General features: G+C 43.5%; 18 protein-coding genes. 7 read left to right on the top strand and 11 right to left on the bottom strand.

Going from position 1 to position 22,456, the window contains the following annotated elements:
* Nucleotides 1-95: 95 nt before the first annotated feature.
* Entirely contained in the window at nucleotides 96-290 is a 195-nt protein-coding gene (locus ACZ5ZC_RS15025) for a hypothetical protein (RefSeq protein ID WP_005394200.1), read from the bottom strand.
* Nucleotides 291-376: 86 nt separating this feature from the next.
* On the opposite strand from ACZ5ZC_RS15025, the gene ACZ5ZC_RS15020 reads away from it, so the two are divergent.
* The 6 genes from ACZ5ZC_RS15020 to ACZ5ZC_RS14995 all read left to right on the top strand — a co-directional run bounded on the left by ACZ5ZC_RS15020 (nucleotide 377) and on the right by ACZ5ZC_RS14995 (nucleotide 8,279).
* Nucleotides 377-1,063, top strand: a complete 687-nt coding sequence (locus ACZ5ZC_RS15020; protein ID WP_054867108.1) for a DNA-3-methyladenine glycosylase I — start codon at nucleotides 377-379, stop codon at nucleotides 1,061-1,063.
* A gap of 574 nt (nucleotides 1,064-1,637) precedes the next feature.
* Entirely contained in the window at nucleotides 1,638-2,981 is a 1,344-nt protein-coding gene (locus ACZ5ZC_RS15015; RefSeq protein WP_047008748.1) for a sodium/glutamate symporter, read from the top strand.
* 192 nt (nucleotides 2,982-3,173) lie between these two features.
* Nucleotides 3,174-3,686: a prepilin-type N-terminal cleavage/methylation domain-containing protein gene (locus ACZ5ZC_RS15010; RefSeq protein WP_054867094.1), complete on the top strand. Its 513-nt coding sequence runs from the start codon at nucleotides 3,174-3,176 to the stop codon at nucleotides 3,684-3,686.
* A gap of 273 nt (nucleotides 3,687-3,959) precedes the next feature.
* Nucleotides 3,960-5,699, top strand: coding sequence for an ABC transporter transmembrane domain-containing protein (locus tag ACZ5ZC_RS15005; protein ID WP_258623564.1), 1,740 nt, complete (start codon nucleotides 3,960-3,962; stop codon nucleotides 5,697-5,699).
* 3 nt (nucleotides 5,700-5,702) lie between these two features.
* On the top strand, nucleotides 5,703-7,478 hold the full coding sequence (locus tag ACZ5ZC_RS15000) for an ABC transporter transmembrane domain-containing protein (RefSeq protein ID WP_464932057.1): 1,776 nt from the start codon (nucleotides 5,703-5,705) through the stop codon (nucleotides 7,476-7,478).
* Nucleotides 7,479-7,730: 252 nt separating this feature from the next.
* Complete coding sequence (locus tag ACZ5ZC_RS14995; RefSeq protein ID WP_054867095.1) at nucleotides 7,731-8,279, top strand: MSHA operon transcriptional regulator; 549 nt, start codon at nucleotides 7,731-7,733, stop codon at nucleotides 8,277-8,279.
* Nucleotides 8,280-8,320: 41 nt separating this feature from the next.
* Here ACZ5ZC_RS14995 and ACZ5ZC_RS14990 read toward each other — a convergent pair whose 3' ends face one another.
* From ACZ5ZC_RS14990 to ACZ5ZC_RS14955, 8 genes are all read right to left on the bottom strand, one after another.
* Nucleotides 8,321-10,543: a TonB-dependent siderophore receptor gene (locus ACZ5ZC_RS14990; protein ID WP_464932056.1), complete on the bottom strand. Its 2,223-nt coding sequence runs from the start codon at nucleotides 10,541-10,543 to the stop codon at nucleotides 8,321-8,323.
* A 201-nt stretch (nucleotides 10,544-10,744) separates the two neighbouring features.
* Nucleotides 10,745-12,721, bottom strand: coding sequence for a Fe(3+)-hydroxamate ABC transporter permease FhuB (gene fhuB, locus ACZ5ZC_RS14985; protein ID WP_464932055.1), 1,977 nt, complete (start codon nucleotides 12,719-12,721; stop codon nucleotides 10,745-10,747).
* Nucleotides 12,718-13,602 (bottom strand): ABC transporter substrate-binding protein, encoded by an 885-nt coding sequence (locus ACZ5ZC_RS14980; RefSeq protein WP_374071781.1) that lies wholly within the window; start codon nucleotides 13,600-13,602, stop codon nucleotides 12,718-12,720. Before ACZ5ZC_RS14980 ends, fhuB begins: the two co-directional genes overlap by 4 nt.
* 11 nt (nucleotides 13,603-13,613) lie before the next feature.
* On the bottom strand, nucleotides 13,614-14,378 hold the full coding sequence (locus tag ACZ5ZC_RS14975; RefSeq protein ID WP_464932054.1) for an ABC transporter ATP-binding protein: 765 nt from the start codon (nucleotides 14,376-14,378) through the stop codon (nucleotides 13,614-13,616).
* Nucleotides 14,379-14,703: 325 nt separating this feature from the next.
* Nucleotides 14,704-14,922 carry a hypothetical protein gene (locus ACZ5ZC_RS14970; RefSeq protein ID WP_005377723.1) on the bottom strand — a complete coding sequence of 73 codons (219 nt, stop codon included), beginning with the start codon at nucleotides 14,920-14,922 and terminating at the stop codon, nucleotides 14,704-14,706.
* 87 nt (nucleotides 14,923-15,009) lie between these two features.
* On the bottom strand, nucleotides 15,010-16,134 hold the full coding sequence (locus tag ACZ5ZC_RS14965; protein WP_048626351.1) for an HD-GYP domain-containing protein: 1,125 nt from the start codon (nucleotides 16,132-16,134) through the stop codon (nucleotides 15,010-15,012).
* Nucleotides 16,135-16,408: 274 nt separating this feature from the next.
* On the bottom strand, nucleotides 16,409-17,614 hold the full coding sequence (locus ACZ5ZC_RS14960) for an aromatic amino acid transport family protein (protein ID WP_074191420.1): 1,206 nt from the start codon (nucleotides 17,612-17,614) through the stop codon (nucleotides 16,409-16,411).
* A 161-nt stretch (nucleotides 17,615-17,775) separates the two neighbouring features.
* Nucleotides 17,776-18,969, bottom strand: a complete 1,194-nt coding sequence (locus ACZ5ZC_RS14955) for an iron-containing alcohol dehydrogenase (RefSeq protein ID WP_464932053.1) — start codon at nucleotides 18,967-18,969, stop codon at nucleotides 17,776-17,778.
* A 624-nt stretch (nucleotides 18,970-19,593) separates the two neighbouring features.
* On the opposite strand from ACZ5ZC_RS14955, the gene ACZ5ZC_RS14950 reads away from it, so the two are divergent.
* The gene (locus ACZ5ZC_RS14950; protein WP_464932052.1) at nucleotides 19,594-20,859 is read left to right on the top strand and encodes an HD domain-containing phosphohydrolase; all 1,266 of its coding nucleotides are present in this window, start codon (nucleotides 19,594-19,596) and stop codon (nucleotides 20,857-20,859) included.
* Nucleotides 20,860-20,920: 61 nt separating this feature from the next.
* On the opposite strand, the gene ACZ5ZC_RS14945 is transcribed toward ACZ5ZC_RS14950, so the two are convergent.
* Both ACZ5ZC_RS14945 and ACZ5ZC_RS14940 read right to left on the bottom strand, forming a co-directional pair.
* Entirely contained in the window at nucleotides 20,921-21,523 is a 603-nt protein-coding gene (locus tag ACZ5ZC_RS14945; RefSeq protein ID WP_046875222.1) for a 2OG-Fe(II) oxygenase, read from the bottom strand.
* Nucleotides 21,524-21,683: 160 nt separating this feature from the next.
* Nucleotides 21,684-22,454, bottom strand: coding sequence for a TerC family protein (locus ACZ5ZC_RS14940; RefSeq protein WP_464932051.1), 771 nt, complete (start codon nucleotides 22,452-22,454; stop codon nucleotides 21,684-21,686).
* Nucleotides 22,455-22,456: the final 2 nt, after the last annotated feature.

Raw genomic sequence — 22,456 nt, 5'->3', positions numbered from 1 at the left:
CACTCTACACAAGAAGACGAGTTAGACGTACAAAGCCCTTCCGACGAAGGGCTTTGTTGTATCGCATTCTTTTGGTTTTTATCGTGTACAACGCGCTAATTCATTTCTGTCGTAATCACTACATCGCGCGTTTCGTTATCCATATCGCTAATACCGACCACCGACACTTCTCTGTCCGATAGAGTTTCAATTAAGCTGTCTTCTAGTCCGCCATCAGCCAGCCAAGTATAAAATTTATCCGCGATACGCTCCGAACCTTCCCCGACAAACGTTAATGTGACCTTCTTCATTTGTGACACTCCATCAATTTACGATTCAGCCACTTAAGCGTAGTATGTTTCGCAAATATCGACATAAACTAGGACTAACTTCTTTTATGAGTATCGAAAAATTTGACGCGATTTATCAACGTGCTGCTAAGCGAAAAGGCGGAGAAGATCAGCTTGAAGCGCTATTGTCTCACCCATTAAGTAAAGAGGAATTAGCAGCGATTCCCGATGACCGTTGGCTGGCCGCTTTTTCGATGAAGGTATTCCAAAGTGGGGTTTCGTGGAGCGTGGTTCGCAACAAGTGGCCGAACTTCGAAGAAGTGTTCTTCGGATTTAAGATTGAGCCGTTGTTGATGCTGTCAGACGAACAATGGGAAACCAAAGCGACCGACAAACGCATCATTCGCCACCTCACTAAAGTCATGTCGATTCCGGCCAACGCTCGCATGATCCATGAAGCAAGAATCGAATATGGCTCGTTCAGTAACATGATTGCTGAATGGCCTCGGGAAAAGATCACGGATCTATGGGGCTACTTGAAGAAGCATGGTAGTCGTTTGGGTGGAAATACAGGCCCTTACACTTTACGCCAAATGGGCGTGGACACTTTTATTCTGTCTAGCGATGTCGAAGCTTATTTACGCAACTGCAAGATCATTGAAGGCGGCAAAGACACGAAAAAGTCCTTGGACTCTGCTAATAAAGCCTTTATTCAGTGGCAGCAAGAAAGTGGAAGAAGCTTGACCGAAATCAGTCAAATTATCGCGTTTAGTACTGGTGACAACCGAATTTAAACAAGCACTTTGTAGCTCTGGGGGCGAAATTCCGGCCCCCTATAACGCATGATATTTGCGCGAATCACTCTACTTTAGCTCTTACTGATATTACTACTTTCTCGATTCCTCCAAAAAATCCCTCCTTAAAGTGGCAAAATCCCCCTTCAAATCACAAAAAGTTATCATATCGACAAATTATTTTTCTTGTTCAATATTTTTATTTATCAAATATTTAATTACAAGTGCCCAGTTTTTAGGCACTAAATATTGATGACGCTCAATTGCATTGCGCTGACAAACTGACTAGGATACACGCCCTTCCTGAGTGAACTATCAGAAACTTGATCGAGGAATTTATTCAAATTTCTCAACACTTCGTGAGCACTCACAACAATTGCACTCACTTTATAGATTTAAGGATCAACAGATCCGTTAATACAAATTCGACAGCGCAATAGAGTGCTGACTAGAACAACCATGACGCGATGTCACATGAGTGACTATTTTCGTGGTTTTGTGCTGGAAGTTATTTATTACATCAAGGCTGGTTAAAAGGATGAGCCCCTTGAACGCATTTACTGGAGGACAAGAAATGCCAAAAGGTCTAATGCTGACTGACTTAGCCATCGCTGGCTTACTATTAATTGCAGCAAAAGTAATTCGTGTACATATGCCTTTACTACAACGCATGTACATTCCATCAGCTGTATTGGCTGGGTTATTTGGTCTTATTTTTGGCCCAGCTCTGCTTAACGTATTACCTTGGACAGATACTTTTACCGCAAACGCAAGCCTCTTAACTGCTGCACTTTTTTCTGCGTTGGGTTTAGCAACAGATGTCCCGTCACCAAAAGTGGTTGCTCAACGAGCAGGCTCATTGTGGGCGTTTAACCAAATTGCATCCGTGTCGCAATGGCTGTTTGCAGCAATGTTTGGTTTAGTACTTACCACCTTCTTTTGGCCTGAGATTAATCCTGGGTTTGGCGTAACCATGTCCGCTGGATTCATGGGCGGTCATGGTTCAGCATCTGTAGTCGGTGAAATCTTCACAGGCCTTGGCTGGGAAGATGGTTTTACACTTGGTTTAACGTTCGCCACGGTTGGGATCTTTATTTCAATCTCGGTGGGCATGTTAATGCTTCAGTTTGCGTTGAAAATGGGCTGGATTCGTAGCTTTACGACATTCGACAGCATGGACGAACACGAGCGCAAAGGCTTAGTGAAACCTGACGATCAAGAACCTGTGATGAAAGATACGATGTCATCATTGTCAGTCGATTCTTTCGCGATTCACGCGGCGCTGGTTGTAGTGGTAACCGCTTTCTCTTATGTAGCAGCCAACTACTTATCTTCTTTCCACGATAAGGTACAAATTCCGACTTTCGTTACTGGCTTTCTGGGCGGTATGTTAGTTCGAATCATCGCTAAGCAAACCAAGGCATCTCATTACCTATGTGACGGCGCATTCAAACACGCAGCGGGTATTAGTACGGATTACCTGATCATCTTTGGTATCTCAGCGATTAAGATCACGGTTCTAGCACAGTATTTAATGCCAATGGTAGTGCTCGCAATTGGTGGTATCGCGTTCACGCTATGGCTTATCTTTTGGGTTGCACCTCGCATCATGGGAGATGACTGGTTTGAGAAAGGCATTTTCTCTTGGGGATGGTTAACAGGTACAGTCGCTATGGGTATCGCGTTATTACGCATTGTCGACCCCAAAATGCGCAGTAAAGTGTTAGATGACTATGCTATCGCTTATGTTCCAGGCTCAATTACGGACATTTTCATCATCTCGCTTATGCCAATCGCAATGTATAACGGCATGCACTGGCAAGCGTTAGGTGTTGGTCTAACCTATATTGCCGTTGTCTTATTTATTTGGCGATTTGTGTTTAAGCGCAGCGGTCAAGCCGTCGCAAACGAGTCTTAATTGCTCATTTCGGGAGGTATTTTATCCTCCCGAATTTAACTCTCTTCTCTTATTCGATAGCCGCCTCCCAACAGCATGCAAAAATAAGCAACTTGTTTTATACTTAAGATCTGCAAGCTTGGTCACCCCTTCCCATCCTTTTTTAATACTTGACCTACGCATTTTTATATCAAAATAGCCGCCAAACTATTCATGACTCATGGAGAAAAGGCAGTGCATCGCTCTCAAGGATTTACCCTCATTGAACTCATTGTGTGCATCATTATCCTTGGTGTCGTTAGTGTTATTGCCCTTCCTAAATTTCTTGGTCTGCAAAAAGATGCCCGAGTGGCAGTACTATATGGCGCGAGGGAAGCGCTCATGACTGCAAACAACTTTGTGTACACTAAAGCCGTTATTCAATCTCAAGAGACGATAGATGGCGGCAAACAATATAACATTGATCTAGATAATGACGGCAATAACGACCTAATTGGTTACTTTGGATTTATTAAGAATGTCATTCCCGCAAAAGAGCTGGCAGGTTTCGACCCTCAACTCACTATCAATACTTGGTACGGGGTAGACAGCCCGGACGAACCCTATTTCCTTATCGGCTTTGCAAACAAACCTGTTGGTCCAGACCATATGTGTTATGTCGAAGTTTACTACCCAGAAACTCCAGGTGGCCAAGTCAGCTACAAAATACAAACTGACGACTGCTAGTTCCCCTAGTGAGTGAAAGTAACAGTTGCACTTTTGGCGCTTTCATCGCTTTTAGCAGAATACTGGCCCCAAAACCCATTATTAACAACTATTTCACATAATGTTGTTTCATAGTTAGCTTGCAGCGAGAAAACAAGTAATTAGCGACCGCACGCGCCCGTAATCGAAACAATCTATCGTTTTTCCGACCGCCAATAATTTGTGCTTGTAAACTCATCATTTCGCTCAATAATAGTTCTATAACAAATTCAATAATTTAAAGCGGGAGGCGTGATGAGAATATTCTGGCAGTTACGTTGGTATTTCCAACAAAAGTGGAAGCATTATGTCGGATCGATTTTGCTTTTCGCTGTGATATCGACTCTACAACTTGTTCCTCCTAAAGCGGTCGGTATCATCGTTGATGGGGTCGTAGATAACACGTTAGATACAAATACGCTGATTCTGTGGCTCTTGGGACTCACTGCACTGATCTTTGCCATTTATGGATGCCGTATCTTATGGCGAATTTGGCTTTTCGGCGCAAGCTGGGAACTCGGAACCATTCTACGTAATCGTCTCTATAGGCACTTATCGACACAACCACCCCGATTTTTCGAACGTTATAAGACCGGTGATCTGATGGCGCGTGGTACTAATGATGTACGTAACATCGTAATGACAGCCGGCGAAGGGGTTTTAACGGCAGCCGATTCCTTGATCACGGGTATTGCAGTTTTAATCATCATGGTAACGCAAGTTAGCTGGAAGCTCACCGTTATGGCACTTCTTCCAATGCCGTTTCTTGCAATCATCATCTTTTTTATCGTCCGTATACTGCATCAACGTTTCCGCATTGCTCAGGAAGCCTTTTCTACCATGTCAGACATGACGCAAGAGTCACTTAACGGCGTGCGAATGTTGCGAGCTTTTGGGTTAGAGAATCAAGAACAACAGCGCTTTGAAGATGTAGTCGATGATACCGGTCAGAAAAATATCGCCGTCGCTAGAGTCGACGCGAGATTTGATCCAGCTATCCAACTCACCATCGGCCTCTCTTTCCTTCTCAGTGTCGCTGCTGGTGCTTACCTTGTCGATAAGGGAGAGATCACGCTTGGTGATCTAACAGCCTTTACGATGTATTTAGGGTTAATGATATGGCCTATGCTGGCCTTCGCTTTCTTATTTAATATTTTAGAGCGAGGCTCCGCAGCATGGAATCGCCTACAAGAGATCTTTGATGAAACACCAGAGATTGTCAGTGGAAATAAACCATTAGAAGATAAACCACTGCCATTAAAAATTGATATCGATGCTTTCCACTGGTCCAGTGATTTACCACCAGCTCTGGCCGAAATAAAAATCGAACTTGAACCCGGTAAAATGTTGGGAGTAGCTGGCCCTGTCGGAAGCGGAAAATCAACCCTGCTAACGTTGCTTTTGCGTCAGCACGACCTAACAAACGGTTCAATTACATTCGGGGATGTTGAGATTAAAGATGCCCTACTTCCTCAATGGCGCAACCGCTTTGCCGTGGTGAATCAAAGCCCGTTTCTATTTTCAAAATCTATCTTTGACAATATTGCCTTAGGCAACCCTAACGCGGGAAAGGAAGAAGTCTATAGAGCAGCAAAGTTAGCCTGTATTCATGATGATATAGAGAAGTTTCCTGAAGGCTATCAAACAGAAGTCGGTGAAAAAGGCATTACACTCTCCGGCGGGCAAAAACAACGTATTGCGATAGCACGCGCTATGTTACTAAATGCACAAGTCTTGGTATTGGATGATGCGCTTTCGGCTGTTGATGGCCGAACCGAGCATCAAATCCTTAAGAATTTGGAAACACACTACCGTGATCAAGCCCTAATCGTTATTGCACACCGCCTCACCGCATTGGAAGCAGCAGACGAGATCATTGTCTTGAATCACGGCCACATTACTGAACGTGGGCAACATAGCGCTTTATTAGCGCATCAGGGATGGTACGCCGAAATGTTCGAGTACCAAAAACTAGAACAGGCGATGGAGGAATAATGAATGAACCAGACCAGTACGTTTAAACGGTTAATGTCTTACCCATTATCTCAACCAAAGCCAATGATTAAAGGACTTGCTTTGCTGTTTATCGCAGCGTTAGCCAGCGCTGGCGGCCCTTGGTTGATTCAATATTTCATTGATGAGCACATCGCTAAAGGTGACTATTCACAGAATGTTCTGATTTCGCTAGCAGTAGGTTATATCGCTCTTCAGATTGTATCGGCAACATTTCAGTATTTTCAGTCATTGCAATTTAGCATTGTCGCGGCTAACACGATCAAAACGATTCGTAAGCAAGTATTTTCTGGTGTGATTAAGCAGCCGTTATCTGCGTTTGATTACACTCCTGCTGGAAAGTTGGTATCGCGAATCACCAACGATACGGAATCTCTACAGCAATTTTATGAGCTCTTGATCGCGACCGTGGTGAAAAACGTGGTCATGATTGTGGTGATGCTTGGCGTTATGTTTTTCATGAGCTGGAAACTCACACTTGTTGTGCTTGTATTGCTACCGATCGTCATCGGCTTTATGTACTTGTTTAAGCAGCTAAGTACAGAAAGCTACCGAAAGATGCGTGACCTATTGACTGATATAAATGCGAATCTGAGTGAATCCATTCAAGGGATGAGTGTCATTCAATTAATGCAACAAGAACAGCGTTTTAATAAACAGTTCAACGAGCTAACCGCAGAGCACTTGGTGGCATCTAAACGAGTGATTCGGCTAAACGGCTATCTGCTAAGACCATTAATGGATTTGCTCGCAGGTCTTGCGTTGCTTTGCTTGGTTGCGATCTTTGGTTTTAATGGTATTGAGTTGATTGGTGTGGGGGTACTGTATGCATTTATCAGTTATCTTGCGCGAGTTACTGAACCACTAATTGAGATGACTCAGCAACTTGCTCTACTTCAGCAAGCGTTAGTATCAAGCGAACGTGTTTTTGAATTGATTGATGCGAAAGAACAAACTTACGGGAACGATCATCAACCATTAAGGTCAGGTGCTATCGAACTTAAAGACCTCACATTTAGCTACGATGGTAAACAGGACGTCCTAAAAGACATTTCGTTGAGGGCCAACCACCAAGACTTTATCGCGCTTGTCGGGCATACAGGAAGCGGTAAAAGCACATTAGCGTCACTGTTAATGGGCTTTTATCCAACGCAATATGGTGAACTGCTCATCGATAGTCGTCCACTTAAAACACTAGGGAAAGACGTCCTTCGTAAAGATGTGGCAATGGTTCAGCAAGATCCGTACATTCTCCCTGCTTCAGTCAGAGAAAACATCTCTCTTAGTCGAGCGGTTGACGATACTCAAATATGGGATGCGTTAGACAAGGTAGGTTTGGCAGAGCAAATTCACCGTTATCCTAATGGGCTAGACACGCAGTTAGGTCAAGGTGAAACCAATCTATCTGCTGGACAAAAACAGCTCTTAGCGTTAGCACGTGTGCTTGTGGTAAAACCTAAAATATTGATATTAGATGAAGCAACGGCCAATATTGACTCAGGAACAGAAGCTTTAATACAAAAGAGCTTGGCAGTACTCAGACAAGACATGACACTAGTCGTTATCGCTCATCGACTTTCAACTATTTTGGATGCGGACCAAATAATTGTTCTTCATCATGGGGAGTTAGTAGAGAAAGGCACACACAAAGCACTGTTGAAACAAAATGGTCGTTATGCCCAAATGTATCAGTTACAGCAAGCAAACCGACATTTACAGCAGATTGAAGAAGAAACCAAGCAACTCGAAGAAGCGGTGTGATTTTTATACCCATGCCTTCTTTTTATTTGGTAGGCATGGGCATAATCGGCCCAACTTCAAAAGTTAGCCTGATTAGCTTCCAATTTCTTCATAATGTGAACTAATTTTCTATTTCTTACCTATTATTGACATAACCCCTCGCTATATCACGCAAGGTCGTTGTAAAATCGTACGGTACTTCAGTCTGGTGCCCTTTGCACTAGACTGTTTTTCACTTTCTAATAATGCATATTAATCTCATGACACAAGTCCATGGACAAAGATAAGTTTACTAACATCTATCGCTTGCCTGGTTCGATTCAAATTCGTATCGGTAAATGGCAAAAAACGTTCCGCGGCACCTCTGATTTAGTTTTACATCAGGCGCTAATGGAGCGTAATAAGCAATTTAAGAAGCCAGACTTTTTACCTAAAGGCTGGTGCGTCACTCCTGTTGACGAAAAAGATATTACTGTCACGCACCACGGTAAATATATCCAAACCGTCATGCGCACAATGTTGGACAGAAAGGTCTCGTACAAGCGATTATTCCTATCTCGAATGAGTGCGGAAGAAGGTGAAAAAGTGCTCCACAATTACAAACTGGAGTGGGTAAGAAAACATAACCAGATCGCCAAAAAGTACAATCAAATTAAGAAGAAACAGTACATGAACTTTGCAAGAGAAGAAGAGGAAACCCTCTACCCTTCGATTCCAAAGGGTGAGTTTGACAAAACGTTATGGAACAAGCTCGTAGTATCATCGTTTGGTCCGCAGAAAAAGTACAAAAACCCACATTTTGTCCGCAAAGCCGATTTCTAAATAAACACCCCTACACTAGGGGTGTTTATTTATCCGTTAAATCACCAATCGTAAGTTAAACTGGCAATAATATTTTGTCGATCGCCATACCAACAAAAACCATCACATGTCGCTATGTACTCTTTATCAGTGATATTTTTGGCTGCGACTTGTAGCTTGTAATCTCCAATGCGATAGCTGACCGTCGCATCCATTAAAAAGTAACTTGGTACTTTTAGTCTCTCTTCATTATCTCCGTATGACTCACCTGTATAGCGCGCACCTAAGCCAACCGAAAAGCCATCAAGAGGTCCATCAAAGAAACGATAATGTGCCCAAGCTGATGATACGGTATTCGCGACTTGAGACGGTGTTTTGCCGACCCATGTCTTATTGACGTCTTCTTTTATCTCTGCATCAACATAGGCTATGTTTCCGATTAATGTTAAAGAAGGTGTCACATTGGCTACAGCTTCAAACTCAACGCCGTTATTTTCTATTTTTCCTATTTGCGTCAATTCACTCAAGTAGATACGAGCCAAATTTTCTTTTGTTGCCCGATACGTTGCGATATTGAAATAGCCATCGAATGAATCCGGTTGGTACTTCATACCGATTTCAAATTGATCACCGCTTTCCGGCTTCGCTGGCTTACCATTGTTATCTTCTTGAATAATCGGATCAAAGTACTGAGAGTAACTAAAGTATGGTGTGAAGCCAGAATCAGAAATATAAGCCGTTCCCACGCTAAACGTCCACTCTCCATTATCGACTTTCGTGCGAGCACCCGTGGTAACATTATGTACTTCGTTACTTGTATCATCGTAACGCGCACCCAATAACATTGCCCATTTATCGTTAATCAGCATATGATCTTGAAAGTAGACACCGAGCTGTCGGTTCTCGATTTTCGTTCTTTGCTTATCGGTTTCGCTCAATGGCTGTAGCGTATTCGGATCGAGTAACATTATATTATCCGAATAAGTGGGATTGAATACATTAAACCTAGGGTCAGGCAAAGCTCCCATTGGTGTGGTTAAGAATGCATTACCATCAGCAACGATAGGATCATTAGCAAAGTCCTTACCATTGATACTGATCATTTGAAAATCTAAACCCAACATCAAGTTATGCTCAACGCTTCCCCAATTTACTTGGTGCATCAAACGATTATCAATATTAAAAGCATCGGATGATCCATCTTCTGTTGAAGCGCCCCGAAGTATGGTCTTGCGTTCATTTGATGGATCTAAAATCGACCCCAACCCAGGCACATCAGCCGAGTAAACGTACGAATACATTTGTCTCAACTTAACATCCATTTCACTGTAACGAGCTGCTTGAACAAACGAAGTGGTATCATTAAACGCATGAGAAAACTCATAGCCTAAAGACACCTGCTCACGCTCAAAGGTCTCCCAGTTAGGATTACCTATCGCTAAACTATCACTGATCTTTCCATTTTTGTTTGGCGTTAACGTTCCTTCAACTGGCAAAAATTGCAGATAAGGATCTGAGTCGTCTTTTTGATAGCTCGTTAGAAAGGTAATTTCAGACGTCTCATTAAATTTGTACGTCATTGATGGAGAGAGAAGAATGCGCTCTGCTTCTACCCCACTAATTCTCGTCCCATTTTTTCTCGCTAACCCTTGAAAGCGGAAAGCTAACTGCTCACTCACCTCAGAGTTTACGTCAAGAGAAAGTTGTTTACGGTCTTCAGAACCGTACTCCAAAGATACAAGCCCTGAGCCTCCATCAAATTGAGGTCGCTTACTGACGACATTGATAACCCCACCAGGAGGGTTTTGCCCATAAAGAACAGACGCTGCACCACGTAACACTTCAACCCTTTCTAACGTAAACGGATCTATTTGCCAACTATAGAAACCAGAAGAATATAAACGGGTACCATCTTGATACAGCCCGCTGTTCGCCTGTTTAAAACCACGAATAATAAACCAATCTTGCTTGTTATCTTCGCCGAAATAATTAGTTTGAATACTTGGTGTGTACTGTAGCACGTCAGAAATGCTAATAGAGGCACGATCATCCATTTGTTCTCGCGTAACAACAGATACCGCTCTTGGGGTTTCATTGATGGCAATATCAGTTTTCGTCGCTGCCCGACTCTTCGCTCCAAGATAACTAAAATCAGGACCAACTGCACTGTCTTGCTGCTGTCCAATCACAACTATATTTTCATCTTCCTGAGCCAAGACATTTGGCGTTGATAACGCTAATACAACCGCCATTGACGTTGGTGTCAGCATAAACTGCCGAGTCATATTATTCTCCTTTTTTGTCGGCAGCCAAACCAACCCTTCATGACTTCAGCGATCGCTGAAAGAAAAGCGAGTTACGGCATCACCAGTTGTTTCCATAAAAGACAAACCAGAGGTTTTGCATAAAGCACTCGCATAGGTTGCGAATGCCACTGCGAGTGCTTGTTTGTATAATTACTTTCTTGGTTGAGGCGTAGCTCGTATCTACAAACGACGTAATCCCCACATCAGATACAAACCGCCAATGAGAGATGCCATCAGCCCTGTTGGTATTTCTTGTGGGTAAAGAACTTGTCGTCCCAACCAATCGGCCAACAACATCACGCCGGAACCCAATATCGCGGCGCATAACATGTGTTGTGACGCTTTGTTAAAGCCAAATAAGCGAGCTAAATGCGGAGCCAGTAACCCAACAAAGCTAATAGGACCAACAACCAATGTCGCACTGACCGTGAGACAAGCAACTAAAAGCAGCAGTATCGCGCGCGAACGATCAACGCGAATCCCAAGTGCTTTAGAGGAAGCGGCGCCAACAGGAAGAATATCTAGCCATCTTACGCAGAGAAAACTCAACCCTATAAAGACAAGCGCAGATAAAGACAATGGGAGTAACGTTTCAACCGAAACATAGTAGGTAGACCCAGACAACCAAGCCAATGCTTGATAACTTCTTGGGTCACCAGTGGCTAGAATAAAGCTCTGTATTGCATTCATCAGTGCGGTAATAGCAATACCAGTCAACAAAATGCGCTCCGGCTGAAAACCTGATTTACGGTTTAGCAGCACAATGACCAATACCGTCGCTAATGCGCCTACGAGCCCGCCTAGAGAAAGAGTGAAAATTGACGAACCAAACCCAGTAAACATCGCGATGATCAATCCCATCGCTGTCCCTGAACTGATACCGATCACTTCAGGACTGGCCATTGGGTTTCCACTTAGGCGTTGAATCATGGTCCCAGCAATCGCCAACATTGCCCCCGCAATTGCTGCTGCAAATAATCTAGGTGCGCGCCATTCCAAAAAAATCCAATTTTGGCTAGAAAATAAGTTTGTCCACCCTTCATTTTGCACAGCAACCGTGGCAAAAAGAACAACGGAAATTAACGTGCCGATCAACGCCAATGAGATCGCTTTAGGGTTTAGCTTGTAAACATGTTGACGGTGTCGAGTTAACACTGTTTGAGTATGGCCCTGCGTCTTTTGTGATAAGCGAGGTAACAACCATAACAGTAGCGGAGCGCCCAATGCAGCCGTTGCTGCTCCCGTTGGTATAAAACTCGCCATTAGCCCCGGCAGTTGCTGAATAACCAAATCGGTTAAAGTCAATAACATGGCACCAATCAGCATTGATACCCAAAGCTTATGCTGGATTTTATTGATACCTATCAATCGAGTAGTCGCTGGCGCTGCTAATCCGATGAAACCGATGATTCCTACTGCAGAAACGACCCAAGAAGTGATTAACACCGCAAGCCCAAGACAGACAAAGCGCAGTTTGGCTAGCGAGACACCTAAACTCTTGGCACCTTGCTCGGAGAGTTCTAACAGACTTAACGGCTTTGCAAACACAAATGCGATAACCGTAGCAAGTGCGATTCGAGGTGCAAGATACGAGAAATCACCCCATCCGCTCTGAACAAGCGAGCCCGCTCCCCATATCATTAATCCATTCAGCTTTTCGGTATTCATCATCAGAATAACCGTACTTAATGATGCAAAGTACAGGTTTATCACTAACCCAGAAACGACGACGACCGTTGGAGATAACGCTCGTCGCCATGACAACAGCATAACCAACCCCATTGATGTCACACCGCCGATGAGAGCAACCAAATTAGGTGCAATATCCAACATCCAAGGTGCAAATAGCGTAGCTAACATCAAAGCAAAACTTGAACCGCTCGCCACACCTAATGTCGTGGGCGAAGCAAGAGGATTGCGCAGAACTTGTTGCATTAATACCCCAGCAACCGCTAATCCGGCACCAGAAATAATCGTGGTGAAGACTCGAGGCCACCAGCTAAAGTGAAGTAAGACAGAATCGATAGATTGAAAGTTAGGTTCCCATAAACTGCTAAGAGCCAGTGAGAATGAACTTGCTTGATACAATTGGAAAGCACCAATAGAAAAGGTAAATGCCGAAAGTAACACCACAAGGCTTAAAGGCATGGCTTTCATTGTTCTAACTCCTCGACCTTACTCGCCGTAACTAACTCCGCGAACCGAAGCGCTGAAGGCATAGAACCAAAACTCCAAACAGGCGCGACTTGCATGACCTTCTCACCAGACTGTTGAACAACGTATTGCCAAAACGGATCTTGAGAGAGCTGCTTTTCGCCACCGTGAGGCAATGGCTCAACGATAACAATTTGGGCTCTTATACCTGCTAACTTATCGATGCCGACTAAGCTGAAGCCCCAGCTATTTGTCTCTTCGTTCCACGCATTACTCAGCCCAATCTTTTCGATAGCCTGAGAGTAAAGACTATTCTGACCAAAAACACGAACGTGCTTCGTATCCATAAACTGAATCATTAAAAGCGGCGGCTGGTCTTTGTTTATGCGCTGTTTTAATAAAGAGAAATGTTCTTCATATTGTTGTATAAGTGCCTCAGCTTCCGCTTCTCTTCCTAGCTCTTCACCAAACCTCCGAGTGAAACGAGTAAGTACCGACCAATCTGTAATCCCGCTTTCATATAAGTCAATCGTGGTAACGGGGGCAATATCGACTAAGCGATGCTTCATTGAGGAGAAGTACGGGGCAATAAAAATACGGTCAGGTCTGAGCTCGTAAATACGCTCTATATTGGGTTGAGTTCTTAACCCTACATCCTTAGTTTGAGGTGGTAACGGTGGCGATTTTACCCAAGCATCGTAATCTTGCCCTTGAGCGACGCCTACGGGCACAACCCCTAACGCCAACATCGTTTCAGTTTGTGTCCAATCAACCGACATCACCCGAGGTGACGCCTCAGCTACTGCTTGAAAGGAACTGACCAAAAGCGCACTAAGTGAGAGAGCGAAAGAGAAATGTTTAAGTCGAGTGTTTGTACTGCTCATTATTCCAACCTCTAGCTTGGCATCGCCACCGGATAACCCGCAGGATGGTCAGAGATCTTCATCTCTATCCCGTATATGTCCCTCAGCTTAGGTTCAGTAAACACCTGTTCAACATTGCCTTGTGCAATCAAATCACCTTGATGTAATGCAACGATATGATCGCAAAAGCGCGCCGCTAAGTTGATGTCGTGCAATACGATAATAACGCCCAAACCCAACTCTTTACTGAGTTTAGAGATGAGCTTCAACATATCGACTTGATGGCTAATATCTAACGCAGACAAAGGCTCATCAAGAAGCAAATACTCGGTTTTTTGCGCTAATAGCATGGCTAGCCACACTCGTTGGCGCTCCCCTCCAGATAGTGTATCAACTAAGCGATCTGCGTATTTTAGTGTTCCTGTCATCGCCATTGATTCTTCAACAATGTCATGATCTTTCTTGCTCAAACGACCAAGTAAACCATGCCATGGGTAACGACCAAAACCGACTAAATCTCGACCTAAAATACTGTCGGTCACCGGAAGATGCTGAGGCAAGTAGGCAATGTGTTGGGCGAATTTTTTCGCTGAGAGCTCGTTAATGCTCGTTCCATGCAGAACCACGTCACCAGCGGTGTATGGCTGTTGCTGTGCCAGCAACTTTAACAATGTGGATTTTCCTGAACCATTGTGCCCAACAAGAGCGTATGTTTTTCCAGGTTCAAATGTCACATCAAACGCTTTTAGCAATGACTTGCCTTCAATCTCAAACTGGAGTGCTTTAGCTTCCAACATCCCTACTTCACCTAATAGCCATTCACAAATGAAAGCTAATCAATCGCTTTCATTCGTTCATCACGTTTGCCGTTCTTATTCAACAGAACGATTAATAAGGGAGGTTTTATATAACAACAAAGATACAAATGCAAACCGTTGTCATTATCATTACATCAGCAAGATCATTGAGAGAATTACTAAGCGTTAATGATTATTTGTTGCGGATGACTTCATTAGTGGATTGTCGGCAGGTCAACGAGAGCAGCGGTCTACCACTGCCCTCGCATAAATTTAAATGAATACTGCGGCGCATGAAGAAATGAGAAATGCCGCAGTGAATAAATTAATGACGAGCGTCAGCGCCAAACTCTACTTCTTTATAGATATCGGCCAGCGACTTTTTACCTTGTTTGTCTTTGGCTGAACGCTTTTTCTTCGTTTGATAATGGTATTCTTGCTCCTGAAGTGCTTGTTCGTGCTCTTTTGCTGACTCAACAAACTCAGGATTTGCAAGTGCTTGTTGGCGTAAGCGGTTTACTCTTTCAAGGGTTTCCCACAACATACTTCACCTCCAAACTTATTACTGTATATAAAAACAGTATTGTTTAAATATTCCTCCTCGTCAACATTTCAACTTCGTTACTGCTCTTCACATTAACCCCAAGCCTGTATAGTGCTCCGGATATTTGTGGATGATTTGCTTTATATAACCTTGATGCTCTCGCAGAGCATTAACACATTCTCGAGATAACCATCCCTGATATACCCATTTTTCAAGTTCTAACAATGCGTATGGGATGGACCACGCTTGCCTGTACGGATGGTGCGTCGTCATAAAATCAAAGGCATTCGCGACAGCAGTAATTTGCGCGGCTATTGGTATATCGCCACTGGTTAAACCATACGGATAACCAGTACCATTTAAGTTTTCGTATTGATACGTAACCATCTGCAAAAACAAAGTCACACTCGGGTGAACCGGATTTCCGATACGAGCTACTATGTCATCGGCCGAGTCGATGCAACGCTCAATATGTTGAATCAATATCGCCTCTTGTTCTTGAGTATAATTTGTTCGGCGACTAGCAATTTCAACTGGCAACTGAATATCACTGAGCGCATGGAATTGAGCAAAAATACCAATATCTTCGACCATTTCATCATTCAGGTGATAACGATCCGCTAACTGCGTTGCGATGACTTGGCTGTAGTACTTCATTCGTTTGGTATGCGCGTAAAACTCAGGGGAGTAGCCTGGCATCATACATTGCATTCGGTTCGCCAACGTTTCTATCGCGCTAACGACGTGGTCTTCTGATTCAACCGCAAATTGAATCATTTCGAAATAAGGTTTGAGACTATTCAACGCTTCTAAGCTAAACGCATTGGGCTGAGTGGAATTTAAAAACACAAAGCCTGTAAATGCTTTATTGTCGTAACAAGGAATCGCAACCGACGACTGGTATCCCTGTTTGAGTAAGGTTTGAACCCGAGGACAATGATTAATATCGTGAAGGTCTTCGACGATGCGAGGAATCGCGTTTTTGGAGGCAATATTGAGGTGGTGGAGTTTACGGAATGCTGACTCATGGTGGGCTAAACACCAAGTGTCGAACTCACTTTCTGCAAATGATTTGAGCACATCTTGGTCTGGGTGATATTTAGCAAATGACACCCTATCAATACACGGCAAGTGCGCCTGCATCCTGCCCTTTAGCGTTTGCAGTTGCTCATTAAGCGGTTTTGCAAACGGGTAAAAACTCCGGTGCGCCATACTTCACCTCCACACCCAAGCAGAGAAACAAGAGAAGCTCATTGTGTTGTAAATTCAATGGTATTTTGAGCGGTTTTCTCCACTTAAATTATCGATATACCACAACTTAAGTGTACGAAATAAAAGCACATTTCTACCAATTCTTTCACCGAATATCTTACGGTAATTTGATCCAGATTAAAAAAGCCAACGAGCGAAACTCGTTGGCTTAACAATACTGATTGATTACGATGGATTCAGTAACTAGAGGTTATTCAGAGAACGTTCTAAACAACTAGCCCAGAGCAGGAAGCACACCCAACGTAATTAACACCTGAGCTAATACGATACCTGTGCCAGCGATACCCGTTATCACTAATGCTCCTTGGCCACCAGCAACTCGGTACTCCCCCGTAAAATCATCCGATTTACGAACCTTGATCACCATAACCAGAGGCAAAAAGATGGCTAAAATCGCTAATGCAATCGCTGCATAACCCAAAGCCATAATAAAGCCTTGAGGGTAAAAAAGTGCGAAGCCCAGCGGTGGGGTAAACGTCACGAGTGCCGCAACCAAGCGATTAGGCTTATCGTTGCTCCCTTTGATGGTATCACCCAAAAATTCGAATAGACCCAAACTCACACCAAGAAATGACGTTAACAGTGCCAAATCAGCAAATACACCGACAATGTTGCCTAAGTTTGATTGGTGCACCGTCTGCGATAGTTGACCAATAAGCGCGCTCAACCCGCCGTTTTCAATAAGCGTACTTTGGCTAACCACACCCAATGTCACGATCTGCCAAAAGATGTAAATCACGAGCGGAATCGTCGAGCCAATAATAACGGCTTTGCGCAAAGAAGAAGTATCGCCATCTAAGTAATTCACAATTGCCGGAATGCTTCCGTGAAAACCAAACGAAGTAAAGATAACAGGAATCGCCGCTACAATAAGACCTTGCTCAATCGGCATACTCAATAAGTAAGATTCTGTAACGTTTGGAGCAAGAAAAGAAAGCACAGCAACCATCGCAACAAGTTTCATCGCGAACAACACGCGGTTAACTTTATCGACCGTACCTGTACCAACTGTCACAACTAAAGTCACAATCAAGGTAAAGATTATCGTTGATGTAGGCCCTGAAATATCAAGGTCAAACCATTGTGCAAGGCGGTCTCCGAACTGAGCACCACCGCCAGCGATGTACGCTGCACACAATGAGTAGAACAGAAACAACATCGCAAAACTTGCCACCCACTTGCCTTTTTGGCCCAGGATCTGTTTCGCTAAAGTATGAAGAGTTGCACTACTTTCTGCATGCTGATGAAGCTCAAGCATGAGTAAGGCAGTGAAAGCCATCAGAGCCCATAAACTGAGCATGATGATGATTGAAGTTGAAAAACCAATGCCGGCAGAGGCAAGTGGAAGGGCTAGCATGCCAGCACCTATTGTAGTTCCCGCGATAATTAGAGTACTACCGAATACTTTAGAACGACTCATTGTATATTTATCTTTACACTTTATTAGGAATTATCGGTATTAGATCGGGCAACGGCGTACCGAAACCAACACCATATTTGTAATGCTGTCGATATTGTAGGATCTTCAGCAGAAGATCAAGCAAAGTGTAAGGATAAAAAGCCACAAGTGTAAATTTAAATTTACACAGTACTAATATCCAACAATAGCTGAGTACATTCTTCCCTGCTCATGAACTTAGGGACAGGGTAATTCCAGTGCGCCTCTTTCAGAATTAAATCTACAAGCGCATCAGCATCTTCGCGCTTAATGAGTGCACTTTTCTGCTTAATATCAATGCTTGCAAACAAAGACTCCACGTGCGTCAAAAAGTGTTGAGCACTCGCCTCACCTGACTGCCCTTCGGCCGTCAACGCATCGAGTTTTCTTAGTTGAGGCTCTATCTCTGATAATGAAAAGCGCAGCACAGGTAACAAGGCTAATCCGTTTGCCATGCCATGAGGTATTCCATATTTCGCACCGAATGTGTGAGCAAACGCATGAACATAACCCAAACTCGCTTTCGTAAATGCTAAACCTGCGTAGTAGGATGCCATGGCCATTTTATGTCGAGCTTCAACATCATCCCCTTGTGCTACGACCCGAGGAAGATACTTAAAAATTAACTTAATGGCGGCAACAGAGTAAGCCCTAGTTTCTTGAGTAGCATTTCTCGACACATACGCCTCAATAGCGTGAGTTAATGCATCAACGCCAGTATCAGCCGTGATCTTAGGAGGCAAACCAATCATTAAATTCGCATCTAAAGCTGCCATTAGTGGCACCAACTTTGGATCCATCAAAGGGGTTTTAATGTGTGAGGAGGGATCTGATACGACCGCGGCGATGGTGACCTCACTTCCTGTTCCTGCGGTCGTTGGAATAGCAAACAGAGGCGCTGGCATTCGCCATACTTTCAATAGTCCAGCTAACTTTTTTATTGGCCGTTTATTGGTAACTTTCGCAGCAATGACCTTTGCGCAGTCCATTGCCGAGCCACCTCCCAAAGCTAATATGCCCTCACAATGAAAACGATGGTAAGCCTCTAGACCGCTTTCTACCTGATCATAGGTAGGATCGGGCTGCACTTTCGAGAAAATATCTAACTGTAAATCGAGTTGTGCTGCCGCCTTGAGCACCTTATCGACAATACCGACTTGGACTAACCCTTCATCGGTAACTAATAAGACGCGTTTAAATCCCAGTTCGGTCATCGATTCTAATAGCTCATTCATCGAACCAGGGCCGGAAAACAAGGTTGGTCTCGGCATAGGAAGGATAAGAGCTGCTATTTTTAGCCCTGCGGTGTAAGTCCGATATAAGCGATGCTTCAACATACGAAATCCTTTTCATTTAGAGCTATCATTCTAGCTACTTTTATCACCTATGCTTACTTTGCAATCACACATTTTTAATTAAGTCATTCCATCAACACATAAATGCTGCTGAGGGAGCAATACCGTTATCTTGATCTCCCCACACCATGTGAGCTGTAGAGAAAATTATTTTTTATGACTTTCCATTAGCGTTACCTTAATAACTCACCCCTCTTCGGCTTTGCCGATCATAAAGTGGTTATTGAAGGTGCCTTATCATTCATACAAACTCAAAAATATGAATTCTGCTTAATCACATAACGGTACGGAATATCAGTAATCTAATCCGAACATCACTTATAAAAATACAAATAAGAATGCGTTACATCATGATTTATTGTCGTTTTCAAATAAGTCAATAAAAGCAACAATAATCTTTCAAAACTAATACTTAGTTCAAATAACTGACTCTTAATCATGAGCTTCAGGTGATATTGTTATGCAACTAGGATTATTATCCGCCCCATAATTAAAACTACGTCTAAACGCCCACCTTTTTGGGGTCTATTCGCTGTCGTACCCAATTTTCCTATCACCTTCTGATTTGGGTTTCGCGTGGGCTAATTAGCAATGTCGGTATAAACCATGAATCATTCTTGCCATTCCCATACGGACACGGGCTTTGAAGTCGATCTAAAACAAGCACTTATCTGGGTTGCTCGAGCACTCGATTATGTCGGTGTTGACGATACTCACCACAGCCATCGTGTCGCTTATATCGCTTACCAATGTGCTCGCGTCATGGGTTGGGAGCCAGAAAAAGCGGAGTTTTGTTACTTCGCAGGTATGATCCACGACTGTGGAGTCTCCGAAACACAAGAACATAAAATGTTACTTGAAGAGCTCGTGCCACAAGACGTGAAAACACACTGCTTAAGAGGGTACCGAAGCCTCGAGCAGTGTCGTTTGTTGCGCCAATTTGCGACACCAGTTCTTTACCACCATACACATTGGAGCGAACTAAAAGAGCTCGATTTACCGCCTTTTGAAAAAGAGGTGGCCGCCCTGCTCTACTTATCGGACCGCCTTGATTTTATGCGCTCAAAATACGTCATGAACTGCCACTGTGACATTGTCACGCTTCATGAAGAATTGATTGCTGAGTGCATCATGGCAAACGTTGGAACCTTGTTTAATCCAAGCATGGCCGAAGCAATGGTTAAACTCGTCATGACCGACGCGTTTTGGTTCGCGATGGAGTCGGAAAATATTGAAACTATAGGCCTAAATTTTAAAAGCATTGATTGGCTTCAAAAACAATTAACCATCCAAGATATGAACAGTTTGGGAATGTTTATCGCTCAAATTGTCGATGCAAAGAGCCCGTTCACTTATCAACATTCACAAAAAGTAGCGGAATTATCTCGTTATCTAGCAATTAAGCTTGGGCTAAACGAGCACGACCAAGAAATGTTATATATTGCAGGGCTGGTGCATGATATTGGAAAGTTAAAAACACCAGATGAAATCCTTCACAAAGAAGGCTCTCTGAACAAACAAGAGTACACACGCATTAAACGCCATACCATTGATACTCAGCTCGCATTGCACAAGGTCTTTCCTAACGCGAAAATAGCGGAATGGGCTTCCAATCATCATGAACGTTTAGACGGGTCGGGCTATCCCTATCACAAAACAGGCGACGAGCTCGATGTTCCATCGCGTATCATTGCTGTCGCGGATGTCTTCCAAGCCCTGTCTCAAGATCGCCCCTATCGAGGACTAATGACTCAAACACAGATCGCCGACATTATGGGTGAGCAAATAGCCAAAGAGGAGCTTTGCTCTGACGTTTATGCGGTATTAGAACGACACATGACAGAGTGTTACGAACTCTCAACCGACGTTTAATCAAAACAGGGGCGAACACACGCCCCCTTTTTTAGGATGATAAAACTAGGCAGATAAATAGCTACCTAGCAATATCAAGTAAATTATCTCGCACACCATTGATTCTGAACCAACCAGCGATACTAAAACGCTCGGCATTAGTTGGTAACACCTCATGTGGGAACTGCTCTGATAAGAATACGAACAAACGCCCTGAGCGTGGGGGAATGGTTGCAATTTTAGTGTCATTCAAATCGTATACTACTAATTCACCCGCGTCTTCTTCCGTCCAGGATTCGTTCATATAAAAAACGGTCGTCAATCGACGGTTTTCGTTACCTTTGAAGCAATCTAAATGTTTTTGGTAGAAGTCCCCTTTCTCGTACTTGGCAAAATGAGCTTCGTACTCAAAAAGTCCAAGAAACAAGTGACGGTTCACTTCTTGGCGGATCTCTTCCATTTTATCCAAGTAAGAAGTAACAGCATGCCCCATATTTGGCGATAACCATTGAATCTTGTCACTACGAATAGATTCAATACGAGTAACATCATCGTTACGACCAATACGTGCTTTTTTCCAATTGCTTGGAATGCAATCTCGCAGTTGAGCCACCTCTTGTTCAGAAAGAAAGTCATCCCAGATGTAGTAGCCATTGGTTGCTAACGCATCGATCATTTTATTCATTATTTTCGTTCACTCGTGTTAGTTGGGCGCTCTATATAAAAAATCTGCGACACAACAACAAATGCGATTTTTTATCGAGACGACAACTAAGCAAAACGAGAATTAAAATAGATGATACAAGATATAAAAATGCCGCTCATGTGAGCGGCAATGTCGTTTATTATTGACGAGCTTCTAATCTCGTTGCTCGAATTCGCAACGGACGAAGACGCTTAATGCTAGGACGCTGTTTGTTTTTTAGCTGGATATGACAAAGTTCCAGAATCAAACCAAATGCCATCGCAAAGTACACATAACCTTTATTGATATGAATTGCGAAGCCTTCTGCCATCAATAAGCCACCCAATAAAACGAGGAACAGCAATGCCAACGTTTTAAAGCCGGGATAGCGCGTCACCAGATTATTGATTTTTTCAGCAGTCATTACCATCACGATTGCAGACGAGACAATCGCCGCGACCATAAGCGGGACATCACTTGTCAAACCGACGGCGGTTATCACCGAGTCCATTGAGAATACCGCATCCACAGCAACAATCTGCAGCAGCACTACCGCTAATCCAGTACGAGCATGAGTCGAGTGGCCAGATTCATTGTGATTTAGCCAGCTCCACAACTCTTTCAGGCTTTTTGCCAATAAGAATGCACCACCCGCGATCATGATCACGTCTCTTCCGGTAAACACTTGGTTTACGATGGAAAACAGTGGTTGAGTCAACTGCATAATCCAAGAGATAGAAAAAACCAATGCAATACGAGCAATAACGGCAAGGCCGATGCCAAGGTTTCTTGCCAGTTTACGTTGGTGCTGTGGCAATCTTTCACATAGGACGGAGATAAAAACGACGTTATCAACGCCTAAGACAACTTCAAGCGCAAACAAAGTGGCGAAAATCGCCCAAGCCTCTGGTTGCATGAAAAGTTCTAACATGA

It is taken from the genome of Vibrio sp. JCM 18905, assembly GCF_055393305.1.
This window is presented reverse-complemented; position numbering and strand designations above follow the sequence as displayed.

Coding starts and splice junctions, on each gene's coding strand:
- ACZ5ZC_RS15025 (WP_005394200.1), bottom strand. CDS start 290: ATGAAGAAGGTCACATTAACGTTTGTCGGGGAAGGTTCGGAGCGTATC.
- ACZ5ZC_RS15020 (WP_054867108.1), top strand. CDS start 377: ATGAGTATCGAAAAATTTGACGCGATTTATCAACGTGCTGCTAAGCGA.
- ACZ5ZC_RS15015 (WP_047008748.1), top strand. CDS start 1,638: ATGCCAAAAGGTCTAATGCTGACTGACTTAGCCATCGCTGGCTTACTA.
- ACZ5ZC_RS15010 (WP_054867094.1), top strand. CDS start 3,174: ATGACTCATGGAGAAAAGGCAGTGCATCGCTCTCAAGGATTTACCCTC.
- ACZ5ZC_RS15005 (WP_258623564.1), top strand. CDS start 3,960: ATGAGAATATTCTGGCAGTTACGTTGGTATTTCCAACAAAAGTGGAAG.
- ACZ5ZC_RS15000 (WP_464932057.1), top strand. CDS start 5,703: ATGAACCAGACCAGTACGTTTAAACGGTTAATGTCTTACCCATTATCT.
- ACZ5ZC_RS14995 (WP_054867095.1), top strand. CDS start 7,731: ATGGACAAAGATAAGTTTACTAACATCTATCGCTTGCCTGGTTCGATT.
- ACZ5ZC_RS14990 (WP_464932056.1), bottom strand. CDS start 10,543: ATGACTCGGCAGTTTATGCTGACACCAACGTCAATGGCGGTTGTATTA.
- fhuB (WP_464932055.1), bottom strand. CDS start 12,721: ATGAAAGCCATGCCTTTAAGCCTTGTGGTGTTACTTTCGGCATTTACC.
- ACZ5ZC_RS14980 (WP_374071781.1), bottom strand. CDS start 13,602: ATGAGCAGTACAAACACTCGACTTAAACATTTCTCTTTCGCTCTCTCA.
- ACZ5ZC_RS14975 (WP_464932054.1), bottom strand. CDS start 14,378: ATGTTGGAAGCTAAAGCACTCCAGTTTGAGATTGAAGGCAAGTCATTG.
- ACZ5ZC_RS14970 (WP_005377723.1), bottom strand. CDS start 14,922: ATGTTGTGGGAAACCCTTGAAAGAGTAAACCGCTTACGCCAACAAGCA.
- ACZ5ZC_RS14965 (WP_048626351.1), bottom strand. CDS start 16,134: ATGGCGCACCGGAGTTTTTACCCGTTTGCAAAACCGCTTAATGAGCAA.
- ACZ5ZC_RS14960 (WP_074191420.1), bottom strand. CDS start 17,614: ATGAGTCGTTCTAAAGTATTCGGTAGTACTCTAATTATCGCGGGAACT.
- ACZ5ZC_RS14955 (WP_464932053.1), bottom strand. CDS start 18,969: ATGTTGAAGCATCGCTTATATCGGACTTACACCGCAGGGCTAAAAATA.
- ACZ5ZC_RS14950 (WP_464932052.1), top strand. CDS start 19,594: ATGAATCATTCTTGCCATTCCCATACGGACACGGGCTTTGAAGTCGAT.
- ACZ5ZC_RS14945 (WP_046875222.1), bottom strand. CDS start 21,523: ATGAATAAAATGATCGATGCGTTAGCAACCAATGGCTACTACATCTGG.
- ACZ5ZC_RS14940 (WP_464932051.1), bottom strand. CDS start 22,454: ATGTTAGAACTTTTCATGCAACCAGAGGCTTGGGCGATTTTCGCCACT.